The organism is Nocardia puris, assembly GCF_003315035.1.
GTDB lineage: Bacteria > Actinomycetota > Actinomycetes > Mycobacteriales > Mycobacteriaceae > Nocardia > Nocardia puris.
Window position 1 is genome coordinate 51,300 of the sequence record NZ_QNRE01000002.1, and the last position, 21,436, is coordinate 72,735.

General features: G+C 70.8%; 19 protein-coding genes and 1 pseudogene. 10 read left to right on the plus strand and 10 right to left on the minus strand.

The genetic code is table 11. The features are described from left to right. Nucleotides 1-26: 26 nt before the first annotated feature. From DFR74_RS05795 to DFR74_RS05805, 3 genes are all read right to left on the minus strand, one after another. Nucleotides 27-407, minus strand: coding sequence for a DUF1304 domain-containing protein (locus tag DFR74_RS05795; RefSeq protein ID WP_067512133.1), 381 nt, complete (start codon nt 405-407; stop codon nt 27-29). Between the two features lie 142 nt (nt 408-549). Beyond that, nucleotides 550-2,064 carry a glycerol kinase GlpK gene (gene glpK / locus DFR74_RS05800; RefSeq protein ID WP_067512131.1) on the minus strand — a complete coding sequence of 505 codons (1,515 nt, stop codon included), beginning with the start codon at nt 2,062-2,064 and terminating at the stop codon, nt 550-552. After that, entirely contained in the window at nt 2,061-2,828 is a 768-nt protein-coding gene (locus tag DFR74_RS05805; RefSeq protein WP_067512129.1) for an IclR family transcriptional regulator, read from the minus strand. Before DFR74_RS05805 ends, glpK (DFR74_RS05800) begins: the two co-directional genes overlap by 4 nt. A 132-nt stretch (nt 2,829-2,960) precedes the next feature. On the opposite strand from DFR74_RS05805, the gene glpK (DFR74_RS05810) reads away from it, so the two are divergent. Both glpK (DFR74_RS05810) and DFR74_RS05815 read left to right on the plus strand, forming a co-directional pair. Then, complete coding sequence (gene glpK, locus DFR74_RS05810) at nt 2,961-4,475, plus strand: glycerol kinase GlpK (RefSeq protein ID WP_067512127.1); 1,515 nt, start codon at nt 2,961-2,963, stop codon at nt 4,473-4,475. A gap of 41 nt (nt 4,476-4,516) precedes the next feature. Beyond that, nucleotides 4,517-6,271 carry a glycerol-3-phosphate dehydrogenase/oxidase gene (locus DFR74_RS05815; protein WP_067512125.1) on the plus strand — a complete coding sequence of 585 codons (1,755 nt, stop codon included), beginning with the start codon at nt 4,517-4,519 and terminating at the stop codon, nt 6,269-6,271. 20 nt (nt 6,272-6,291) lie between these two features. Here the strand turns inward: DFR74_RS05815 and DFR74_RS05820 are convergent, their stop codons facing one another. Next, a complete protein-coding gene (locus DFR74_RS05820; RefSeq protein ID WP_067512123.1) occupies nt 6,292-6,978 on the minus strand; it encodes a TetR/AcrR family transcriptional regulator in 687 nt (228 codons plus the stop codon). A gap of 142 nt (nt 6,979-7,120) precedes the next feature. On the opposite strand from DFR74_RS05820, the gene DFR74_RS05825 reads away from it, so the two are divergent. Next, nucleotides 7,121-7,360 carry a hypothetical protein gene (locus DFR74_RS05825; RefSeq protein ID WP_147265745.1) on the plus strand — a complete coding sequence of 80 codons (240 nt, stop codon included), beginning with the start codon at nt 7,121-7,123 and terminating at the stop codon, nt 7,358-7,360. On the opposite strand, the gene DFR74_RS05830 is transcribed toward DFR74_RS05825, so the two are convergent. Then, nucleotides 7,326-7,862, minus strand: coding sequence for a class F sortase (locus DFR74_RS05830; protein ID WP_170160706.1), 537 nt, complete (start codon nt 7,860-7,862; stop codon nt 7,326-7,328). The genes DFR74_RS05825 and DFR74_RS05830 overlap by 35 nt on opposite strands. Before the next feature lie 373 nt (nt 7,863-8,235). Then, the gene (locus DFR74_RS05835; RefSeq protein WP_170160707.1) at nt 8,236-9,546 is read right to left on the minus strand and encodes a hypothetical protein; all 1,311 of its coding nucleotides are present in this window, start codon (nt 9,544-9,546) and stop codon (nt 8,236-8,238) included. A 722-nt stretch (nt 9,547-10,268) separates the two neighbouring features. Here DFR74_RS05835 and DFR74_RS05840 point away from each other — a divergent pair. Then, nucleotides 10,269-11,327: a WXG100 family type VII secretion target gene (locus DFR74_RS05840; RefSeq protein ID WP_170160708.1), complete on the plus strand. Its 1,059-nt coding sequence runs from the start codon at nt 10,269-10,271 to the stop codon at nt 11,325-11,327. A 301-nt stretch (nt 11,328-11,628) separates the two neighbouring features. Here DFR74_RS05840 and DFR74_RS05845 read toward each other — a convergent pair whose 3' ends face one another. Further along, a complete protein-coding gene (locus tag DFR74_RS05845) occupies nt 11,629-12,387 on the minus strand; it encodes a uracil-DNA glycosylase (protein WP_067512115.1) in 759 nt (252 codons plus the stop codon). 348 nt (nt 12,388-12,735) lie between these two features. On the opposite strand from DFR74_RS05845, the gene DFR74_RS05850 reads away from it, so the two are divergent. The 6 genes and pseudogenes from DFR74_RS05850 to DFR74_RS35845 all read left to right on the plus strand — a co-directional run bounded on the left by DFR74_RS05850 (nt 12,736) and on the right by DFR74_RS35845 (nt 18,340). Continuing rightward, complete coding sequence (locus DFR74_RS05850) at nt 12,736-15,195, plus strand: ATP-dependent Clp protease ATP-binding subunit (RefSeq protein ID WP_067512162.1); 2,460 nt, start codon at nt 12,736-12,738, stop codon at nt 15,193-15,195. A 160-nt stretch (nt 15,196-15,355) separates the two neighbouring features. Continuing rightward, nucleotides 15,356-16,003 carry a LutC/YkgG family protein gene (locus DFR74_RS05855; protein WP_067512113.1) on the plus strand — a complete coding sequence of 216 codons (648 nt, stop codon included), beginning with the start codon at nt 15,356-15,358 and terminating at the stop codon, nt 16,001-16,003. 16 nt (nt 16,004-16,019) lie between these two features. Further along, nucleotides 16,020-16,377, plus strand: a pseudogene (locus DFR74_RS05860) (DUF488 domain-containing protein). Between the two features lie 63 nt (nt 16,378-16,440). Further along, nucleotides 16,441-17,427 carry an isopenicillin N synthase family dioxygenase gene (locus DFR74_RS05865; protein WP_067512111.1) on the plus strand — a complete coding sequence of 329 codons (987 nt, stop codon included), beginning with the start codon at nt 16,441-16,443 and terminating at the stop codon, nt 17,425-17,427. Between the two features lie 212 nt (nt 17,428-17,639). After that, nucleotides 17,640-18,041: a LysR family transcriptional regulator gene (locus DFR74_RS36975; protein ID WP_067512109.1), complete on the plus strand. Its 402-nt coding sequence runs from the start codon at nt 17,640-17,642 to the stop codon at nt 18,039-18,041. A 59-nt stretch (nt 18,042-18,100) separates the two neighbouring features. Further along, nucleotides 18,101-18,340, plus strand: coding sequence for a hypothetical protein (locus DFR74_RS35845; RefSeq protein WP_067512107.1), 240 nt, complete (start codon nt 18,101-18,103; stop codon nt 18,338-18,340). Here DFR74_RS35845 and DFR74_RS05875 read toward each other — a convergent pair. The 3 genes from DFR74_RS05875 to DFR74_RS05885 form a co-directional block, all read right to left on the minus strand. Next, nucleotides 18,315-20,042 (minus strand): sensor histidine kinase, encoded by a 1,728-nt coding sequence (locus DFR74_RS05875; protein ID WP_067512105.1) that lies wholly within the window; start codon nt 20,040-20,042, stop codon nt 18,315-18,317. The two genes, DFR74_RS35845 and DFR74_RS05875, sit on opposite strands and share 26 nt — an antisense overlap. Continuing rightward, the gene (locus tag DFR74_RS05880; RefSeq protein ID WP_067512103.1) at nt 20,039-20,680 is read right to left on the minus strand and encodes a response regulator; all 642 of its coding nucleotides are present in this window, start codon (nt 20,678-20,680) and stop codon (nt 20,039-20,041) included. Before DFR74_RS05880 ends, DFR74_RS05875 begins: the two co-directional genes overlap by 4 nt. A 114-nt stretch (nt 20,681-20,794) precedes the next feature. After that, nucleotides 20,795-21,382 carry a GNAT family N-acetyltransferase gene (locus tag DFR74_RS05885; protein WP_084537986.1) on the minus strand — a complete coding sequence of 196 codons (588 nt, stop codon included), beginning with the start codon at nt 21,380-21,382 and terminating at the stop codon, nt 20,795-20,797. Nucleotides 21,383-21,436 lie beyond the last annotated feature (54 nt).

Here is a 21,436-nt window from a genome sequence, read left to right on the forward strand (position 1 = left end):
CGGCATTCGGTGACGTGGCGGAGGCGTCAGAGTTGGGTGAGGCTCGCCAGCAGGGTCAGGCCGGGGAGGGTGCCCTGACTGGCGGCGGCCTTGATCATACGGCGATCGGTGGCGACCAGGACCAGCGCCGCGGCCAGCATCGACCCGCAGGACAGAATCACCAGCGCCCATCCCGCATCCGGGTTGGGGCGCAACAGGATCGCACCGACGAGCGCCCCGACGCCGAGGAACAGGTTGTACCAGCCCTGGTTGAAGGCCCAGGGACGCACGGCGGGCAGATCGGCTTCGGCGACGCCGAACAGCCCGCGTGAGACCTTCGGGTCGGCGAACCGCACGGACTCGAGCAGGAAGATGTAGCCGTGCAGGAGTGCGGCCAGCACGGCCAGGATCTGGACGACGGTGAGCACGGCGCCTCCTCGCGCGGGGGTGCCCGGCGGTGCGGGCGGGTCTGGTCAGCACGGTAGCCGGGACGAACGCGACGCGCCGGGTGCCGCGCCGGGCTCGCCAACGGCTCGGCCTGTTCGGGGGCGCCGCGTCGGCGGGGCGCCTTCACGGTTCGTCAGGCTCGTTCCAGTTGTAGGTGAGTTCGGCGGCTCGGGACCAGCGGCGGTATTCGCGGTCGCGCCGGGACTCGGGCACGGTGGGCAGCCAGCGGCTCGCGGTGTGGCGGTTGCGGCGCAGGCCGGGCATATCGGGCCAGAGGCCGACCGCCAGTCCCGCCGCGTAGGCCGCGCCCAGCGAGACCGTCTCCGAGTAGAGCGGGCGTTCGACGGGCACACCGAGCGCGTCCGAAACCTGTTGCATGAGCAGATTATTGGAGGTCATACCGCCGTCGACGCGCAGTTCGGCGAGCGGGTACGGGGTGTCGGCGTTCAATGCGTCGACCACCTCGCGGGTCTGCCAGGCCGTGGCCTCGAGCACGGCGCGTGCCAAGTGCCCCTTGGTGATATACGACGTGAGGCCGGCGATCACGCCGCGCGCCTCGGAGCGCCAGCGGGGCGCGAACAGCCCGGAGAACGCCGGCACGACGTAGCAGCCGCCGTTGTCGTCGACGGTGCCCGCGAGAGTCTCGATCTCGGGAGCGGCGTCGATCAAGCCGAGGCGGTCGCGCAACCACTGCACCAGAGTTCCGGTGGCGGCCATCGATCCCTCCAGCGCGTAGTGCGCGGGCGCGGTACCGATCCGGAAGGCGACGGTGGTGAGCAGCCCGTGGGTGGAGCGCACGGGTTCGGTGCCGGTGTTGGCGAGCAGGAAACTGCCGGTGCCGTAGGTGCATTTCGCCTCGCCCGCCTCGAAACACGTCTGCCCGAACAGCGCGGCCTGCTGATCGCCGAGCGCGGCGGCGATGGGGATGCCCGCCGCGGTGTGGCCGTATACCTCGGCGTTGGAACGGATCTCGGGGAGCATCGCGCGGGGGACGCCGAAGAACGAGAGCAGCCGGTCATCCCAGTCCAGGGTGCGCAGGTTCATGAGCATGGTGCGCCCGGCGTTGGTGACGTCGGTGACGTGCACGCCACCGTCCGGGCCGCCCGTCAGGTGCCAGATGAGCCAGCTGTCCATGGTGCCGAACAGCACCTCGCCGCGTGCGGCCTTGGCGCGCAGGCGATCGTCGCGATCCAGCAACCACCGCACCCGGGGCGCGGCGAAGTAGCCGAGCAGCGGCAGGCCGCAGCGCTCGACCACCTCGGCGGCGTCGGCGCGCTCGGCCAGGCGGGCGACGAGTTCGTCGGTACGGGTGTCCTGCCAGACGATCGCGTTGGCGACGGGCACGCCCGTGTCGCGGTCCCACAGGACCGTCGTCTCCCGCTGATTCGCGATCCCGATCGCCACGACCTGCTCGGCGCGGATCCCGGCCTTGGCGATCACCCGATCGATCAGCGCCCGTACGTGCCGATGGATCTCGGCGGCGTCGTGCTCCACCCGCCCCGCCGCCGGATACAGCTGCCGGTGCTCGCGCTGCGCGACCGAAACCAGTTGTCCCGCCGCGTCGTAGAGGATCGCGCGGCTCGAAGTGGTGCCCTGGTCGACGGCCAGGACGTAGCGGGCGCGGGTGTCGGCGCTCATCGGCGGGGGTGCTCGGCGGCGAGATCGCGCGAAATCGACTGGGCGACAGCGCGAACGGTGTCGAGGTGGGCGGCTCGGTGCGACGGGTCGGTGAGCCGGTCCAGGTCGCCCACGATGCCGATCGCGCCGACCACGCGCCCGCCCGCGTCACGCAGGGGCGCGGCGAGCGACGCGCGTTCGAAGGAGTACTCGCCCACGTCTTCGGCGTAGCCCTGCGCGCGGACCCGGGCGATCTCGCTCGCCAAGGTGCGCGGGGCGGTGATCGTGCGGCGCGTGAAGGCGGCGAGCGCGCCGGTCCCGGCGCGCTCGGTGAGTCCGGGAGTGTAGGCGAGCAGCACCTTGCCGAGCGCGGTCGCGTGCAACGGCAGGTCGACGCCGACGCGCAACGTCTGGGGACCGCCGCCGGGGCGGAAGACGTGGTGCGCGATCCGCACCCGCTCGCCGTGCAGCGCGCCGATGCGCACCGACTCGCCGGTGCGGGCGGCGAGGGTGTCGGCCCAGTTCATGGCGTAGGAGCGCAGCACGTTGGTGTCCAGCGGCGGCGCGGTGAGCCCGAGGGCGGCGGTGCCGACGAGGTAGCGGCCCGTGCGCGGGTCCTGGTCGAGGTAGCCGACGCGCAGCAGGGTGCGCAACAGACCGTGCGCCGTGGTCTTGGGCAGGCCGAGCGCGCTCGCCAGCTCACCCACGCCCACGCCGAACGGCGCGTCCGCCACCACGCGCAGGATCGCGGCGGCGCGCTCGATCGACTGGATCGGACCCGGCACCCCACCACCCTAGCGCCGAAACGTTCGACATTGTCGTACGGACCCCGTTGCCGGGCCGGTGGCGGCTCCCTACTGTCGGCAACGACGCCCCGGCCACGCGCGCCGGGCAACGGACAGCATGGAGAACGAGACATGCCAGACCTCATCGGTGCGGTCGACCAAGGCACCACCAGCACGCGCTTCCTGGTCTTCGACCGCGCGGGCGCGGTGGTGGCCGGCCACCAGCTCGAGCACGAGCAGATCCTGCCGCGTCCCGGCTGGGTCGAGCACAACCCGGTGGAGATCTGGGAGCGCACCTCGGCGGTGATCCAGACCGCGCTCAACGCCCACGGCCTGCGCGCGGGCGATCTCGCCGCGCTCGGCGTGACGAATCAGCGCGAGACCACCGTCGTGTGGGACCGCCGCACCGGCAGGCCATATCACAACGCGATCGTCTGGCAGGACACGCGCACCGACCGCATCGCCGCCGACCTCGAGGACCGCGCCGGCGCGCTGATCCGGCACCGGACCGGCCTGCCGCCCGCCCCGTATTTCTCCGGCGGCAAACTGCGCTGGCTGCTCGACACCGTCGAGGGCCTGCGCGCGGCGGCCGACCGCGGCGACGCGCTGTTCGGCACCATCGACTCCTGGCTGCTGTGGAACCTCACGGGCGGTCCGCGCGGCGGTGTGCACGTCACCGATGTGACCAACGCCAGCCGCACCATGCTCATGGATCTCGAAACCCTGGACTGGGACGACGAATTGCTCGCGCTGTTCGGCATCCCGCGCGCCATGCTGCCCTCCATCCGCCCCTCCTCGGACCCGGATCTCTATGGGCACACCGCCGCCCACGGCCCGCTCGACGGCGAGGTGGCGCTGGCCGCCGCCGTGGGCGATCAGCAGGCAGCCATGATCGGGCAGGTGTGCTTCGCACCGGGCGAGGCGAAGAACACCTACGGCACCGGAAACTTCCTGCTGCTCAATACCGGAACCACACCGATGCGCTCGTCGAACGGCCTGCTCACCACCGTCTGCTACCAATTGGGTTCCGCCGCACCGGTCTACGCGCTGGAAGGGTCCATCGCGGTGACCGGCTCGGCCGTGCAGTGGCTGCGCGATCAGCTCGGCATCATCCAAGGCGCCTCGCAGAGCGAGACATTGGCGGGCGAGGTCGCCGACAACGGCGGCGTCTACTTCGTGCCCGCGTTCTCCGGCCTGTACGCGCCGCACTGGCGTTCCGACGCCCGCGGCGCGATCGTCGGCCTCACCCGCTACGCCACCAACGCCCACATCGCCCGCGCCACCCTGGAGGCGATCTGCTACCAGACCCGCGACGTGGCCGACGCCATGGTCAAGGACTCCGGTGTGGCGCTGGAGGTGCTGAAGGTGGACGGGGGAGTCACCGCGAACAACCTGTGCATGCGCATCCAGGCCGACGTGCTGGGTGTGCCGGTGAGCAGGCCCGTCGTCGCCGAGACCACCGCCCTCGGCGCGGCCTACGCGGCCGGACTGGCCGTCGGATTCTGGGGCGGGACCGACGAATTGCGCCGCAACTGGCGCGAATCGGCGCGCTGGCAGCCGGAATGGACCCCCGCGCAGCGCGCCGCCGGATACGAGGGCTGGCGCAAGGCCGTCGACCGGACGCTCGACTGGGTCCCCACGCACTGAACAGCGCACGCGCGCAACCACTACCGAAAAGGACACCGACAATGGCCGACCGATCCCTCACCGCCCCGGTCGCGATGAGCCCGGCGCGACGCGCCCGCGCCCTCGACACCATGGCGAACACCGAACTCGACGTGCTCGTCGTCGGTGCGGGCGTGGTGGGCGCGGGCGCGGCGCTCGACGCCGTGACACGCGGGCTCACCGTGGGACTGGTGGAGGCCCGCGACTACGCCTCCGGCACCTCCAGCCGTTCCTCCAAGCTGATCCACGGCGGGCTGCGCTACCTCAAGCAGCTCAACTTCGCGCTGGTGTTCGAGGCGCTGCGGGAACGGTCGCTGATCCTGGACACCCTCGCGCCGCACCTGGCCAAGCCGGTGGAGTTCGTGTACCCGCTCGAGAAGCCCGGTCTGGACCGGGCCTGGGTCGGCGCCGGCGTCGGCGTGTACGACGTGCTCGGCGCGGGGCGCGGTGTGCCCGCGCACCATCGGCACCTCGGGAAGCGGAAGACGTTGGCGCGCTTCCCCGGAGCCAAGCGCGGCGGGGTGCACGGCGGCGTCAGCTTCTACGAGGGGCAGCTCGACGACGCGCGCCACACCATGATGCTGGCGCGCACGGCCGCGAGCCACGGCGCGCACGTCGCCTCGAGTGCGCGCGTGGTGGACTTCCTGCGCTCGGGCGACCAGGTGGTCGGCGCGGTGGTGCGGGATCTGGAGACCGGGCGGCGGATCGACGTGCGCGCGAAGCGCGTGATCAACGCGGCCGGGCCGTGGACCGACGAGATCCAGGAAATGCTGGGCGGCGACCGGGAATTCGGCATCCGCACCTCCAAGGGCGTGCACATCGTGGTGCCGCGCGACCGGATCGACTCCGAGGTCGGGCTCATCACCGAGACCGAGAAGAGCCTGCTGTTCGTCATCCCGTGCCCGTGGAGCGACGATCACTGGGTCATCGGCACCACCGACACCGACTGGGACCACGATCTCGCCCACCCCGCCGCCACCCGCGCCGACATCGATTACATTCTCGCGCAGGTGAATCGTCTGCTCGAGCAGCCCATCGGCCATGAGGACATCGTCGGCGTGTACGCGGGGTTGCGGCCTCTGCTGGCGGCGGGTGACGTGGCGCAGACGAGCGCGCTCTCGCGCGAGCACACGGTGGTGAACCCGGTGCCCGGCCTGGTGATCGTGGCGGGCGGCAAGTACACCACCTACCGCGTGATGGCCGCCGACGCCGTGGATCTGGCGGTCCGTGACCTGCCCGGCCGCGTCGGCGCCTCGCGCACCGCGAAGGTTCCGCTGGTCGGCGCCCACGGCTACCGCGAACTGTCGCTGTCGCGTTCCCGCCTGGCCGCCGAGTTCGGCGTCGACGCCCGCACCGTCGACCACCTCCTGGGCCGCTACGGCAGCGCCGTCGCCGAACTGCGCGACCTGATCTTCGCCGACCCGGAACTGGCCGCCCCGCTGGGAAATTCGCGGTACCTGCGCGCCGAGATCGTCTACGCTGTCACCCACGAGGGCGCCCTGCACCTGGACGACATCCTCACCCGCCGCACGCGGCTCTCGGTCGAAACCGTCGACCGCGGCGTCCTTCTGGCGGGCGAGGTGGCGAAACTGGTCGCGCCGCACTTGGGTTGGGACGAGTCCGCCGTCGCGCGCGAGATCGAGAACTACCGGGCGCGTGTGGAGGCGGAGATCCGCTCCAATGAGCAGGTGGACGACATGGCGGCGGACGCCGTGCGTCTCGCCGCGCCGGACTCACGCGGCGCGGCCCCGGAATCCGACGCCGTGTCGGTGTCCTGACGCGGGGCGTCGCCCCGTCCTCATCGCGGCAGTTGCGCCTCGATGCCGTCCAGGACGATGTTCAGGCCGAGCGCGAACGACTCGTCGAAATCGGAGAACTCGAGGTGGGCGTGCGCGGACAGCGCGGGATACCGGTCGGCGCGCTCATCGATGTGGGCCTGGGCGTCGCGCCGTAGGTGCTTCTCGTCGTCGGAATCGCGCATCGTGGCCCGCCACACATTCTCCGACGCGACGAATCCGCTGACGTAGTAGCTCAGCGCGCCGACCGCCGCGAGCAGGGGCGCACCGGACAGTCCCGCGCGAGCGAGCGCGGCGTAGAACAGTTCGGAACGGGCGAGGGCGTTCGGGCCGAGCAGCGGGCGGGTCGCGGTGAGGACCGGGATCCACGGGTGGCGGCGCATCACCTCCCGGCTGCGCGTGAGCTGGCGGGTCAGGAGTTCCCGCCACGGGGCGTTCGCGTCGTCCGGTGTGCGGTCGATCTCGGCGAACGCGGCGTGGAGGGCCAGGTCCAGCACGTCCTCTCGGGTTTCGACGTAGGCGTAGAGCGACATCGTGCCCGCGTCCAGGCGGGCGGCCAACCGGCGCATGGAGAATCCGTCGACGCCTTCCGCGTCCAGCAGATCCATTGCGGCCGAGACGATCCGCTCCCGGGAGAGCCGGGGTTTGCGCGGCGGACCCTGATCGCGCAGCCAGACGGTGCGAGGCATAGCTCCTCCTCGAACGTGCGCTGTACGAAAAATCGTACAGCTAGCTTCGCGGTGATGACTGTCGAAGTGTGGAGGCGACGATGACGACGCGACAGGAGTGGATCCGCGACTACCGCTGCTGGCCCTGCAGCTCGATCGGCAGGTGAGCGGGACTGTGCTCATCTACCAGGGGCCGCCCGAATGGAACCGGCAGGTGGACGCCGAGGAACCGCCGCCCGCCGGTCGATTGGTGGATGACGCCGACCGGTTGCTCGGCACGCTGCCGTTCGAGCCCGCGCGCTCGCGGTACGTCGCCGCGCAGGTCCGGGCGATGCGGGCGGTGGCGCGGCAGTCGGCCGGCGAACTGTTCAGTGGGCCAGGGCGGAGGATTCGGTGCCGGTGAACGTGGTGTAGATGATCACGTTGTCGCGGTAGGCGCGACGGACCGGGTCGAAACTTCCTCCGCAGGTGACCAATTGGAGGTCGGCGGTGCCGTGGAAGCCGTAGACGGCCTGGTTCGGGAAGGCGTTCTTGGGGACGGTTTCAGTGCGGGTGACGAGGAATTCGGCAGTAGTGTTGTCGGCTCTGTCGACGCGCACGGTGTCGCCGGGGCGTAGCTCGCCGAGGCGGAAGAAGACGGCGCGGCCGCGATAGGAGTCGACATGGCCGAGGATCACCGCCGAGCCGAGTTCGCCTGGCGTGGCGCCTGATTCGTACCAGGACGGGCGATCGAAACGCGCCGGGTCGGCGACAGTTCCGTCCGGGCGTAGGGCGACCCGGTCGAGTGGAATGCTGAGGTCGAGGGCGGGGATGGAGAGCGCGGTGGGGGTGGAGCGGGGGAGCGCGCCCGCGGGGGGTGTCGGGGCGCTGAGAGCGCCCGTGCCGTCATTGGGCGGCGTGGACACCTGGTGTGCGGTGGTGAGGGCGGAGGCCGTGAACAGGGTTGCCGCAATGGTGAGGAGCGTGAGCGATGCCCGTACGCGGAAGCGGTGTTTCGGGTCAGTGGCGGGTTCCGGCGCCGATGCGATAGGGGACCGGGTGTGTTGGTTCGCTTCGACAGGGGGCGGGTTGTGTTCGCGGCGAGGGGTTTTCATTCGTGGTCCCGGGTGTGATTTCAGGGGGTTGTCGGCGATTCGGTTCACTGCCTATGCCGCTGGATGGGTTGTGGTCGCGGCGAGAGATTCTCGTCGTGGATCCGAATGAGGTTCCGCCCGGCGATCCGGTCACATCGGTGACCGGATCGACCGGGCCGGTCCAGACCACGGTGGGGTTCGGCGTTCAGCGGCCGGTCGCGCGTATTCTGTTCGGTCGACGGATGAGGTAGACCGCCGCCACCAGCGCCAACAGCCCGAGGCCGGCCAGCACAGCGCGCGCGGAGTGCAGGGCACCGCCCAGGCCGGTTTCCGGGTGCCCCGTGGGGATGGGATACCCGGGAGCGGATGTGACGGCCGAATCGGTGGAAGGGCCACCGGCGGTCGAGGTTCGGCCATCGGGTGCGGACGTGCCCGCGGCGCTGCTGCCCGGAGCTGCCCCACTGGGCGCGCCGGGATTGCCGCCCGAGGGCGCGCCTGGCTGCTGCCCCTTCGGTGCGGGGGAGGTCGGGCCGAGCGCCAACCCGCCGAGCGCGGCCGCCCCGGCGCCGGCGCCGACCGCCGCGCTGCCCACCGCCGCGCTGCCCACCGCCGCACTACCCACCGCCGCGCTGCCGAGGGCTGCGCTACCCACGGCCGCGCTTCCGGTGCTGAGCAGCAGCCCCAGCGTGCCGATCCCGCCGAATGCGCTGCCTGTCCCGAGGACGGCGAGTAGCGGAGCCGCTGCCGCGCTTCCGGTGCCGAACAGCGCCGCCCCGCCCAGAGCGCTGCCCGTGCCGACGCCGAGCAGAGTGGTCAGTAGCGGTGCCGCTGTCGCGCTTCCGGTGCCGAGCAGTCCGGCGCTGCCGGTGCCCAGCGTGGTCAGAGCCCCTGCGGCGCTTCCTGTTCCGAGTGAGCCGGCGCTACCCGCACCCACTCCCAGCAATGTGGTCAGCAACGGGCCGACCGCCACCGCGCTGCCCGTGGCGAGCGCCGACGATCCGGCATCCAGCGCACTGGCTCCGAGCCCGAGTGCGGAACCCGCGCTCCCTGCGCCGAGCGCTTCGGCGCTGCCCAATCCCAACGCGCTCGCGCTGCCGGACCCTGACGCGCTCGCGCTGCCGGAACCCAGCGCGTCCGTGCTCCCGGTCCCCAGAGCGAGTGCTGTTCCGGCACTACCGCTTTCGAGTACACCGCTTCCGCTACCGAGCGCTTCCGTGCCGAGGCCGAGTGCTGTTCCGGCACTACCGCTTTCGATTCCGGTCGCACTCCCGGACCCCGCGCCGAGTGCGCCTCCGGCGCTCCCCGGCTCCAGGGCGAGCGGAATGCCGGCACTGCCGGTCGTGGTCGATCGGGCGTCGATTCCGGAGGACCCCAAGCTGAGGCCCGCCGAGCCGGTGCCGATCTCCAGACCGTCGGCATGGCCCACGGGTGCGGCGACCGCGACGAGTGCGGTCGTGCTGAGAGCTGCGGTGGCCAGGGTCGCCGCCCGCCGCAGTCGTATACGAGAGTTCATCATGTCATTCCCTGCCGAAACTAATGACCCGCACGCAGGAAGCGACATTGCTAGATGTGTGCTGAATCGGATACCTCCGCTGGCGCCGCTGTCGATCATTCACCGAATTCCGGACCGAGCAAGACGGAAGTGAGAGGGAACATGCCGGAACTGGGACTGTGGTCTGCGAATCAGTCCGGAATAGATTCGAGTGTCCACAGATTAGCTGAATGGTCGAGCAGATGCCGTTTCGCTCGGATTGTCCCTATTTCTAGAGCTACCGCAGGCCTCGAACGACTGCGCGAGCGGTCCCGCCGGAGCCGCGCTCCGGCTGTCGTTCTCGGACTGTTATTCGGGTGTCGAAGGATCGTTACATCCAATCCGACGGTGCTCCGCGCGCGAGAGGGCCGACTGGCGTGGACGTGAGACGCCGCCGCGACAGTGGAGCGGCCCTGCGCCGGCACGAGATGCCCGTCAGTCATGATCGCCTTCGCACGCTGTGTTCGCGGTCTGGACTTCCGGCAGCGTGCCCTCGCGTCGGCCCTGCCCGGAGGTGATCACTTCTCCGTCGGTACGGGTCGCTCGATAGGCATCCGACGCGGGTCGAAATGCCCGAAAAGCCCTGCCCAGGTGTGCGACTCTCACGGGGCGAAGTCGTCCGGACCGTCGGGGCCGCCCGCCCCGCCATCCTGTTCCTCAGCGCTCGGCCGAGAGGATGCCGGACGGCTTTCATGGGGGTGGTGTCGTTGAGCGACTCGTTGAACGTCGATCCGGAGCGTATCCGGACGCACGCGGGGAATGTGGAGAAGCTGGCGGCGCCGTTGGCGCAGGCGTTGGAGGCGGCGCGGGCGGTATCGGCGCCCTCGGACGCGTTCGGCAAGTTGTGCGCGTCCTTGCCGCCGTTGTTCGTGGATTCGGTGCAGGAAGACGGGATCGCGGCGATCCAGGCCGCGATCGACGCGGTCGGCGTCGATGCGGGAAAGCTGCGCCAGGTGGCGGACGGTTTCACCACCACCGACGCGTCGAATGCGAACAAGGTGAAATCGGCGCAGAGTGATCTGCCGGGGGGGAGCAGGTCGAATCCGCTGATCGCCTCGGTGGAGGATTCCACCGAATGGTATTCCGGCGTCACGCTTTTCGAGACCGTAGCCGATCTCAATTCGGCGATATCGTCGGGGTCGTGGATCGAGGCCGGGGTGGGGCTGGTGGCCACCGGCATCGAGGTCGCCGCGATGGTTGTCGACCCGCTGGGCACCCTGGCGGGCTTCGGGGTCGGGTTCCTGATCGAGCACGTGCAGCCGTTGCAGGACGCTCTGGATTGGGTTGCGAGGGACCCGGATCAGATCACCGCCTACGCGAAGACCTGGGAGAACGTGTCGGCGAAGATCGCCGAGACGGCGGCGTCGCACAAGAGTGCCGTGGGGTCGGACACGGAGGAGTGGCAGGGCGCCGCGGCCTCCGCGTACAAGACACGGGCGGCGGAGACCGCGGATGCGCTCTCGGCCGCGGTGGAGGCGGCTTCGGCGGCGTCGCAGGCGATTTCGATGGCCGGCAGCATCGTGGCGGCGGTGCGGATGACGGTGCGCGACATCGTCCTTGATGGAAGCACCCCCATTCATTTCAACCTGGATGGTTTGTCCGACTCTGAATGGATGTCGGCTGCACGGTCGGCTCGGAATTTCGATCCTCGGTTCGATGGACATGCGACACCGTGGGAGCTGGGATTCATTCAGGATAATCGTGCGTCATGGCACACGACAGGTACGGGGGCGTTCCCGAGCGCGACCGAGCACAGGTTCTGGTGAATCGGCGCGCGGATGGGCTACCTCCGCTCATAGTGGCGACGCCGGCTTACGCGCCGGTCAGTGGGACGATCAGGGACCAAGCGGCCGTGGGTGAACGGTTGCGTGTGATCTTCGGGCGATGCATCGATGCGATGGCTGAGTTCAATGAAGGCGAGCGTGCCGAATGATCAGTTCTGTGGTGCTGAATATCGACAACGTGGGTCTGGAGGGGGTTGACGAAATCCGGGTCGCGGAGGCGTTCATGCAGTCATTGCCGGCGCACGGCTCATGATCTCCGAGGGTCCGTGCGGTGGGGAGACATTCACGGCCCGCTGACTTTCAGCCCGGCGGCCGCCCCGGCCTCGGCGAGAACTTTCTCGATCATCTCCGGAGTCAATCTCCCGGTGAACGTGTTCTGCTGGCTCACGTGGTAGCAGCCGAACAACGCCAGGGGGTGGGGGCGGGAGGGGCCGGGGGAGAGGTTGATGCGCACGCCGTGGCCGAACTTGGGGCGGGGGCGGGGTACTGACCACCCGGCGTCGGAGAGGACGGGAAGTAGTGCCTGCCAACCGAATCCGCCCAACACGACGATGGCGCGGAGGGTGGGGGCGAGGAGGTCGAGTTCGGTGGTGAGCCAGTGGCGGCAGCGGTCGCGTTCGTCGGGGGTGGGTTTGTTGTCGGGTGGGGCGCAGTGGACGGGGGCGGTGACGCGGGTGCCGAGCAGGCGGAGTCCGTCGCCGGGGTGGACGGAGGTGGGTTGGTTGGCGAGGCCGACGGCGTGCAGGGCGGCGTAGAGGACGTCGCCGCTGCGGTCGCCGGTGAACATGCGGCCGGTGCGGTTGCCGCCGTGGGCGGCGGGGGCCAGGCCGACGATGAGGAGGCGGGCGTCGGCGGGGCCGAAGCCGGGGACCGGTCGGCCCCAATAGGTTTCGTCGCGGTAGGCGGCGCGCTTCTCGCGGGCCACCTGCTCGCGCCACGCCACCAGCCTCGGGCAGGCGCGGCAGTGAGAGACCGCGTCGTCGAGAGCGTCGAGCGTGCGGTACGCCACCGGAGCCGGGCTTCGCGAGCGAGCCGTATCCATGGTCGAAGGATAGGCGCATCCAGAAGGACCAACCGCGCCCGCGTCCGCCTACCTGCGAGCGCGGTGCTCGCCCGCCCTCAGGCGATCCACCGCTCACCCACCGGCCTGCACTGCCGATAACCACCCGTTAACCACTCCCGCGTGGAACACGCACGAACCGGTTGCCACCCCCCGCGCGGCGGCGGTACGTTGCCAGGGAGCGGGAGGCGACTCCCGCTCGGTCGCCCCGGCGTCAGGGGGACGCGAGGTGAACGAGCGTGAACCGTGAGCAAGTCCCGGTGCCGACGCGTCCGGCACCGTCCGTGATTCGTGCCGGCGCCCACGCGCCGCCGACGCAGTGAGGTGGACATGACCGAGGGTTGGCCGCACTCGATGAATTCCTTCGACGATATCTTCCAGCGATTCTTCGGTCCCGGGATGGCTGCGCGACCACCGGTCCAGCGCATCGATCTGGGGCGCTTGATGACCGATAACGCCAAGTTGCTCGTCAACTCCGCGCGGGAGGCCGCCCGCGACTGGGGCAACACCGAAGTCACCCCCGAGCATCTGCTCTACGCGGCCACCGAGGCCGAACCCGGCCGCAGCATCCTCGCCGAACTCGGCCACGATCCGGACAAGGTTGCCGAGCAGATGCGGACCGCCGAGGACACCGGCGAACCGTCCGAACCCGCCGACGAGACGCTGATCCTCAGTCCCGCCGCGAAATCGGCGTTGCGCGCGGCGCAGCGGAGCGCCGCCGAGGCGGGCAGCAGCTACATCGGCCCGGAACACATCCTGCTCGGCATCGCCGAACTCGGTGACGGCCCGGCCGCGCGGACGTTGCTCACCGGCGCGAAGAACATCGCCCCCGGCAAACAGGAACCGAGCCAGACCCCGACCCTGGACGAATACGGCCGCGATCTCACCGCCGAAGCGCGGGCGGGCAAGGTGGACCCGGTGGTCGGGCGCGCCGAGGAGATCGAGCAGACCGTCGAGATCCTGTCGCGCCGCCGCAAGAACAACCCCGTGCTGATCGGTGATCCCGGCGTCGGGAAGACCGCCATCGTGGAGGGTTTGGCGCAGCGCATCGTCAACGGCGACGTGCCGAGCACGCTCGCCGACCGGCGCGTCATCGCCCTCGACCTGGGCGCGCTGGTGGCGGGCAGCAAGTACCGGGGCGAGTTCGAGGAGCGGCTCACCAAACTCCTGGACGAGGTGCGCGCGCACAGCGACGAACTCGTCCTGTTCATCGACGAACTGCACACGATCGTCGGCGCGGGCGGCGGCTCCGAGGGGTCGATGGACGCGGGCAATCTGCTCAAACCCGCGCTCGCCCGCGGTGATCTGCACGTCATCGGCGCCACCACCATCGACGAGTACCGCCGCCACATCGAGAAGGACGCGGCGCTGGAGCGGCGGTTCCAGCCGGTCATGGTGTCGGAGCCCTCGGTCGAGGACACCATCGAGATCCTGCGCGGCCTGGCCGACGTGTACGAGGAGCACCACGGGGTGCGGTATCAGGACGAGGCGCTGATCGCGGCGGCGGAACTGTCCGATCGCTACCTGACCGACCGGTTCATGCCGGACAAGGCGATCGACCTGGTCGACCAGGCGGGTGCGCGGGTCCGCCTGCGCACCCGGACGCCCGGCCCGGACCTGCGGTCCAAGGAAGAGGAACTGGCCCGGCTGCGCCGCGAGAAGGACGCCGCGGTGGCTGCCGAGGACTACGAGAAGGCCAACGAACTCAAGGCCGCGATCGCCGAGGCCGAGCGCTCGGTGTCGGCGGCGGAGTCCGCGGACGAGCCGGAGGTCACCGTCACCGATATCGCCGAGGTGGTGTCGCGCCAGACCGGCATCCCGGTCGCCGACCTCACCACCGAGGAGCGCGAACGCCTGCTGAAGCTCGAGGATGTGCTGCACAAGCGCGTCATCGGCCAGGAGGAGGCGATCGTGGCGGTGGCCGAGGCGGTGCGCCGGGCGCGCGCCGGTCTCAAGGATCCGAACCGCCCGATCGGCTCGTTCCTGTTCCTCGGACCCACCGGCGTCGGCAAGACCGAGCTGGCGAAAGCGTTGGCGGAGGCCGTGTTCGGCGATGAGGACCGGCTCATCCGCTTCGATATGAGCGAGTTCCAGGAGAAGCACACGGTGTCGCGGCTGGTCGGCGCGCCGCCCGGATACGTCGGCTACGACGACGCGGCCCAGCTCACCGACAAGGTGCGCAGGCAGCCGTACTCGGTGATCCTGTTCGACGAGGTGGAGAAGGCGCACCCCGACGTGTTCAACGTGCTGTTGCAACTCCTCGACGACGGCCGGGTCACCGACAGCAAGGGCCGCACCGTCGATTTCAAGAACACCATCGTCATCATGACCAGCAATATCGGCTCCGACCTGATCCTGTCCGCCCCCGACGGCGACGTGGACTCGATCACGCCGAAGCTGATGGAGCGCCTCGGGCAGCACTTCCGCCCCGAGTTCCTCAACCGCATCGACGAGACGATCGTCTTCCACCGCCTCGACCGGCGCGAACTGCGCGACATCGTGGAGCTGGTGCTCGACGGCACCCGCAGGTTGCTGCACGCTCAGGACATCGATCTCGACATCACCGAGTCGGCGGTGGACTGGCTGGCCGACCACGGCTACCAACCCGAGTACGGCGCGCGGCCGCTGCGCCGCACGGTGCAGAAGGAACTGGACAACAAGCTGTCGCGCCTGCTGCTCGACGGCGGCCTGGAACCCGGCGACACCGTGCGCGCCGACGCCGACGACCACGGTTTGGTGCTGGCCGCCGTGGAGCATCGCGGCGACAAGACCGTGGAAGCGACGGTCTGAGCGGGCATGGGTGCGGCCCGGCCGGCGGGCGGCCCCGGGTGGGCGCCGCCGGGCCGGGGCCCGCGCGGGGAGTCGGTATCCTGCGAGATGGGGTGGGGCGCGTGCGTCCCACCGCCGTGCACGGAAGCCGGGAGGCGGTGGCGGCCGCCGGGGGAGTGGGATGCTGGGTGAACAGGCGGGAGACGTGAACTCCCGCGAGGAGATGCTGCGCCGCGTGCGCGATGCGCTGATCGACCTGCCCGACGACGAACGGGTGGTGCGGGTGCCGCGCGGGGAGCGCGGGCGCGCGCCGGTGAAGGCGGCCCACGAGCAGGCGGCGCTGGCCGACGCGTTCGCCGACCGGTTGGAGGACATCGGCGTGCCGGTGCACCGCGTCGCGGTCGCCCAGATCCCGTGGCTGGTGGACACGGCGTTGCGCGAATACGAGGCGCGGTCGGTGCTGGCGCCCGACGGGCTGCCGGAGGAGTGGCTCTCGGTGTGGTCGGGCGACGCCGCGCACACGGTGGTGCCCGACAGCCCGCTCGTCGAGCGGAGCACGGTAGAGGACGTCGACGCGGTGGTCACGTCGTGCGTGGCCGCGGCCGCCGACTCCGGGGCGATCGTGCTGGACGGCGGTGCGGGTCAAGGCCGCCGCGCGCCGACGCTCGGCTCCGCGTGTCACGTGTGCGTGGTGCGCGCCGATCAGGTGGGTCCCACGTTGCCCGAGGTGATGGACGGGCTCGATCCGCGCCGCCCGATCGTCTGGTTCGGCGGTCCCGGCGCGGGCGAGGAAACCGCGCGCCGATTGGTCGTCCTGCTGGTGGAATAGCGGAAAGGGCAGTGCCATGGGTGAATTCCGCGCCAAGCGGGTGTACGAGGCGCCCGCCGCCGACGACGGCACCCGCGTGCTGGTCGACCGGCTGTGGCCGCGCGGCCTGAGCAAAGAGCACGCGCGTCGACGTGTGGGACAAGGAGGTCACGCCGTCCGACGAACTGCGCACCTGGTTCCACCACGACCCGGCCGCGGACTTCGCCGAGTTCACCCGCCGCTACGAGGCCGAACTGACCGGGCCGCGGCAGCGCGAGGGTCTGCGGCACTTGCGCGCGCTCGCGGGCGATGCGCCGGTCACGCTGCTCACCGCGTCGAAGGACCCGGCGCACAGTCACGTCGCGGTGCTGCTCGAGCACGTGCGGGAGGCGTGAAGGATTACTGAAACCCCGCGGCCGCGACTGGCGCGGGACGCGGCTCGTTGGCACGGTGGAGCCATGCTTCCTGTGCTCGATCTCTCCGATCCTGACCTCGCCGCGTTCCGCACGGCGGTGCGCGAGGCGGCGCACGACGCCGGCTTCTTCTACCTCGTCGGCCACGGCGTCGAGCGGGCGCGGATGGACGAGATCCTGGCGCTCGCGCGGGCCTTCTTCGCACTGCCCGACGCCGCGAAACAGGAGATCAGCCAGTTGGAGAGCCCGCAGTTCCGCGGCTATTCGCGCTTGGGCGGCGAGTTGACCAACGGGTTGGTCGACTGGCGCGAGCAGATCGACATCGGCCCCGAGCGCGAGGTGATTCCCGGCGCCGAGGGTTACTGGCGGTTGCAGGGCCCGAATCTGTGGCCGTCGGCGCTGCCGGAACTGCGGCCCGCGTTCGAGGCGTGGGACGCGACGCTCTCCCAGGTGGGCTTGCGGCTGCTGCGGCACTGGTCGGCGTCCCTGGGCGCGGCCGAGGACCATTTCGACGCCGCGTTCGCCGAGGCGCCCGCCACGCTGATCAAAGTGGTGCGCTATCCGGGCAGCGCCGATACCACGCAGGGCGTGGGCGCGCACAAGGACTCCGGCGTGCTCACGCTGCTGCTGGTGGAGCCGGGATCGACCGGGCTGCAAGTGGAATCGCGCTCAGGGGAGTGGATCGACGCCGATCCGCTGCCCGGAGCGTTCATCGTCAATATCGGGGAACTGCTCGAAGTCGCGACCGGCGGGTATCTGCGCGCCACCCGGCACCGGGTGCTCGCGCCCGCGCCCGGCACGGACCGGATCTCGGTGCCGTACTTCCTGAACCCGGCGCTGGACGCGCGGATTCCGCTGATCACGCTGCCCCCGGAACTGGCCGCGCTGTCTCGGGGCGTCGAAGCCGACCCGGACAACCCGATCTTCGACACCTACGGCGAGAACGCGTGGAAGTCGCGCACCCGCGCGCATCCCGATGTCGCGCTGCGTCACCACGGCATCGCGCCCTCCGGCGCCGCCTCGGCGTACTGAGGGCATTCGTTCACCCTGATCGCAAAGCTGGAGGGCGCGACCGCGCGCGACCTAGCGTGAGGTGATGTTCGACGTCCGCAGGCTGCTCGTCCTCCGTCAGGGGGTGCAGTGCGGTTCGCTGACCGCCGCGGCGGCGGTGCTGAACTACAACGACTTCGGCGGCGTCCCAGCAGATCTCGGCACTCGAACGGGAACTGGGGCAACCGCTGCTGGTGCGCGGGCCGTTCGGCGTGCAGCCCACCCAGGCCGGCACCGTGCTGCTCGAGCACAGCGCGCGCATTCTCTCGGCCGTGTCGGACGCCGAGGCGGAACTCACCCGGCTGCACGCGTCGGGCGAGGTGCTGCGCGTGGCGACGTTCGCCGAGCGTCGCGGCGACCCTGCTACCCGGCCCGCTGGTGCGGTTCCGCACCGCGAACCCTTCGGTCGCACTGGAACTCGTGAGCGCAGATCCGGACGACGGCGTCGCTGCTGCGGCGCGGCGAGGTGGGCGCGGCCCCCGGCTGACGGGAGCGTGCTGGGCCTGTTCGTCGGTCTCGTCCGCAGCATGGGCTCGCGCTGGAGCGGTGCGGAGTCCGTCTTCACCTCTTCTGCACGCCCCTACACCAACGCTTGATCGGCCGACCACCGGGCCGCGCGGCTCCCTACGGCGGCCTCACCGACGAGCAGCGGAGCATGACGAGCATCGGGATCGACGTGACCACCGAATTAGTCTGCCGCCCAACGGAAGTCGCCGACGAGCCGGGGCGGCCGGCCGAGCGTGACCTGCGCGCCGCGCCGGGGGAGTTCGGCCTCTCCACCGAGTGCGGGCTGGGCAGGCATTCCGCCGAGCAGGTGGCGGCGGGGCTCGTGGGCCGCCCCCGTGCCGGAACCTGCGGGCTCACCGCGCTCAGGTCAGCGGGACCGACCAGGTGAGCGTCGAGCCGCGACCCGGCGCGCCGGTGACGGCGAACGTGCCGCCCTCCTGCCCGGCGCGGGCGGCGAGGTTCGCCAGGCCGGAGTGGCGGGTGAGCTCGGCCGGGATGCCGATGCCGTCGTCGGTGACCTCGACCGTGACGTCGTCGCGGACGGTGAGCGTCACCGCGACGCTGCTCGCGTCCGCGTGGCGCACCACGTTGCTGAGCGCTTCGCGCAGCACGGCTTCCACGTGTTCGACCAGGTGCGGCGGCAGCACCGACATCGGTCCCGTCAGCCGTACCGTGGTGCGCAAGCCGGTGTCGGCGGTCATGCTGGTCGCCACCTCGTGCAGCCGTTTGCGCAGCTTGGGGGTGTCGGCGCCGGGGCTGCTGTGCAGGTCGAAGATGGAATGGCGGATGTCCTGCACGATGGACTGGATGTCGTCGATGGCATCGCCCAGCCGGGCGCGGGTCCGGTCGCCCTCGGCGCGTTTCGCGGTGCCCTGCAAGGAGAGTCCCACCGCGTAGAGGCGCTGGATGACGTGATCGTGCAGATCGCGGGCGATGCGGTCGCGTTCGGAGAGCACGTCCAGTTCGCGCATCCGGCGCTGCTGGTGAGCCAGTCGCAGGGCGAGCGCGGCCTGATCGGAGAACGCCGCCATCATGGTCCGGCCCGCCTCGTCCAGCGGGGGCGTGCCCGCCTCGCGCACGGTGACCAGCACACCGGTCACCGTGCCGCCGGCGCGCAGCGGCAGGATCAGCACCGGCCCGTGCTCCGCGGGCAGCAGCGGTGCGCCGATCTGTTCGAACTGTTCGATCTCACCCGCGAGGCCGGAGCGGAAGGCGGCGCCGAAGGGCGGATCGGGCACCGGAATGATCTGTCCCGCAACGGTGTCGGCCTCCTTCCCGGCGGCGGCTACCACCACCAGTTCCTCGACTTCGCCGGGCGGTGCGTCGGGATCGCCCGGGAGCGCGAGGAATCCGAGTGTCGACTCGGTGAGGGTGAGCGCGCGTTCGGCGACGAGCGCGAGCACGTCGTCGGGAGCACCGCCCGCCAGCAGTTCCGTCGCGACGTCGCGGGTCGCCTCCAGCCACTGCTGGCGCCGGCGCGACTGTTCGTAGAGGCGGGCGTTGGCGATGGCGATACCGGCCGCAGCGGCCAGCGCGCGCACCACCACCTCGTCGTCCTCGGTGAACTCCTGACCGCCGGATTTCTCGGTGAGATAGAGGTTTCCGTATACCTCCTCGCGCACCTGCACCGGCACGCCGAGAAAGCTCCGCATCGGCGGGTGGTGCTCCGGAAAGCCCACCGACGCGGGATGCGTCGAAAGATCCGACAGGCGAATGGGTTTCGGTTCGTCGATGAGCAGGCCGAGCACGCCGCGCCCGTGCGGCAGGTCGCCGATCATCACCCGGGTGCGATCGTCGATGCCCTCGTAGACGAATTCCGAGAGCTGTTTGCCCGCGCGGTCGGGCGCGCGCACGCCGAGCGCGCCGTAGCGGGCGTCGACCAATTCGATGGCGGTGTGCACGATGGAGCGCAGCGTGTCGTCCAGGTCGAGACCGGCGGTGACGACGAGCATCGCCTCGATCAGCCGGTCCATGCGGTCGCGCACGCCGACGATCTCGGCGATGCGGTCCTGCACCTGGCCCAGCAGTTCGCGCAGGCGCAACTGGGCGGACGGGTCGAGCACCTGCCCCGATCCGGAGGGCCCGCTCATTCGCGGGTGGCGCCGAGTTTGGAGGCCAGCACCGCCGCTTGGGTGCGGCGCTCGACGCCCAGTTTCGTGAGTAGCCGCGAGACGTAGTTCTTCACCGTCTTCTCCGCCAGGAACATGCGCGCCGCGATCTGCCGGTTGGTCAGCCCCTCACCCAGCAGCGCGAGCAGGGTGCGCTCGCGTTCGGTGAGCGCGGCCAGCGGGCCGGTGCGGGCCTCGGCCTCGGCGCGCAGCTTCGCCATGAGCGCGGCGGCGGCGCGGTTGTCGAGCAGCGATCTGCCCGCGCCGATCGCGCGGAGGGCGTCCACCAGTTCGGTGGTGCCGATGTCCTTGACGACGTAGCCGCCCGCGCCCGCCAGGATGGCGTCGAGCATGGCCTGTTCGTCGGTGAACGAGGTGAGGATGAGGCAGCGCAACTCCGGGTGGCGGGAGAGCAGTTCGCGGCACAGCTCGATGCCGTTGCCGTCGGGCAGGCGCACGTCGAGCACCACCACGTCGGGGTTCGCCGCTGGTACCCGCGCCAGCGCCTCCGACACCGAGCCCGCCTCGCCGACGACCTCGAGGTCGTCTTCGCAGCCGATGAGGTCGGCGACGCCGCGCCGCACGATCTGATGGTCGTCGACCAGGAACACCGTGATCATGCGCCGCCTCTCTTCCGTGCCACCGGTGGCACCTTCGAGCGTAGGCATCCCGGGGTGCGCCGGCGTCCGGACTTCGGCCTCGCTCTGGTGACTGTAGGCCCTTGACATGCGCGGCTAGGTGAGGTCGGCCGACCCGCTGACCTCGCCGCGGTCGATCCGGGTGCGCGTGCCGGCTTCGAGGAGACGGCGGGCGGGGATGTTGTCGGTCGTGGTGACGGCGGTCAGGCGGCGGGCGGTGCTCTCGGCGGCGAGTTCGCGCAGTCGGGCGGCGACGATCCGGCCGATCCCGAGCCCGCGATGCGCGCGGCCGATCCACATTCCGGCTTCGACGTCCTCGCCGTGCGGTTCCAGGCGCGCCGCGCCGACCGCGACGCCGTCGACGGTGATCACGAACGTGCGCTCGACCGGGTGCTCCCGGTGCAGGGCGCGGCCGCGGTGGAAGGCGAGGAAGGCGGCACGGCGTTCGGCGGTCCAGCCGGGTGGGTCGCTGACCGGGGGCATGACTTCGAGCGGGTCGGCTCCGGCCACGGCCGCCTCGAGCAGGTCGGGAAGGTTCGCTTCGGTGAGTTCCACGAGCGCGATCGCGGCCGAGGGAAGCGCGCCGAACGGACCCGGCGGCGCGCCCGCTGCCGCTCGCGACTCAGGGGTGACGTCGGCCGGCGGGGGTGGTTCCGCTCCGGCGGGCGACTGCGGTGCCGTCATGGTCGGCACTCTGTCACGTTCTTGCCGCGGGGTCGCGGGGTTTTCCGGGGCCGT

Coding starts and splice junctions, on each gene's coding strand:
- DFR74_RS05885 (WP_084537986.1), bottom strand. CDS start 21,382: ATGACGGCACCGCAGTCGCCCGCCGGAGCGGAACCACCCCCGCCGGCC.
- DFR74_RS05880 (WP_067512103.1), bottom strand. CDS start 20,680: ATGATCACGGTGTTCCTGGTCGACGACCATCAGATCGTGCGGCGCGGC.
- DFR74_RS05875 (WP_067512105.1), bottom strand. CDS start 20,042: ATGAGCGGGCCCTCCGGATCGGGGCAGGTGCTCGACCCGTCCGCCCAG.
- glpK (WP_067512131.1), bottom strand. CDS start 2,064: ATGAGCGCCGACACCCGCGCCCGCTACGTCCTGGCCGTCGACCAGGGC.
- DFR74_RS05815 (WP_067512125.1), top strand. CDS start 4,517: ATGGCCGACCGATCCCTCACCGCCCCGGTCGCGATGAGCCCGGCGCGA.
- DFR74_RS05845 (WP_067512115.1), bottom strand. CDS start 12,387: ATGGATACGGCTCGCTCGCGAAGCCCGGCTCCGGTGGCGTACCGCACG.
- DFR74_RS05865 (WP_067512111.1), top strand. CDS start 16,441: ATGCTTCCTGTGCTCGATCTCTCCGATCCTGACCTCGCCGCGTTCCGC.
- DFR74_RS05820 (WP_067512123.1), bottom strand. CDS start 6,978: ATGCCTCGCACCGTCTGGCTGCGCGATCAGGGTCCGCCGCGCAAACCC.
- DFR74_RS05835 (WP_170160707.1), bottom strand. CDS start 9,546: ATGATGAACTCTCGTATACGACTGCGGCGGGCGGCGACCCTGGCCACC.
- DFR74_RS05855 (WP_067512113.1), top strand. CDS start 15,356: ATGCTGGGTGAACAGGCGGGAGACGTGAACTCCCGCGAGGAGATGCTG.
- DFR74_RS35845 (WP_067512107.1), top strand. CDS start 18,101: ATGACGAGCATCGGGATCGACGTGACCACCGAATTAGTCTGCCGCCCA.
- glpK (WP_067512127.1), top strand. CDS start 2,961: ATGCCAGACCTCATCGGTGCGGTCGACCAAGGCACCACCAGCACGCGC.
- DFR74_RS05850 (WP_067512162.1), top strand. CDS start 12,736: ATGACCGAGGGTTGGCCGCACTCGATGAATTCCTTCGACGATATCTTC.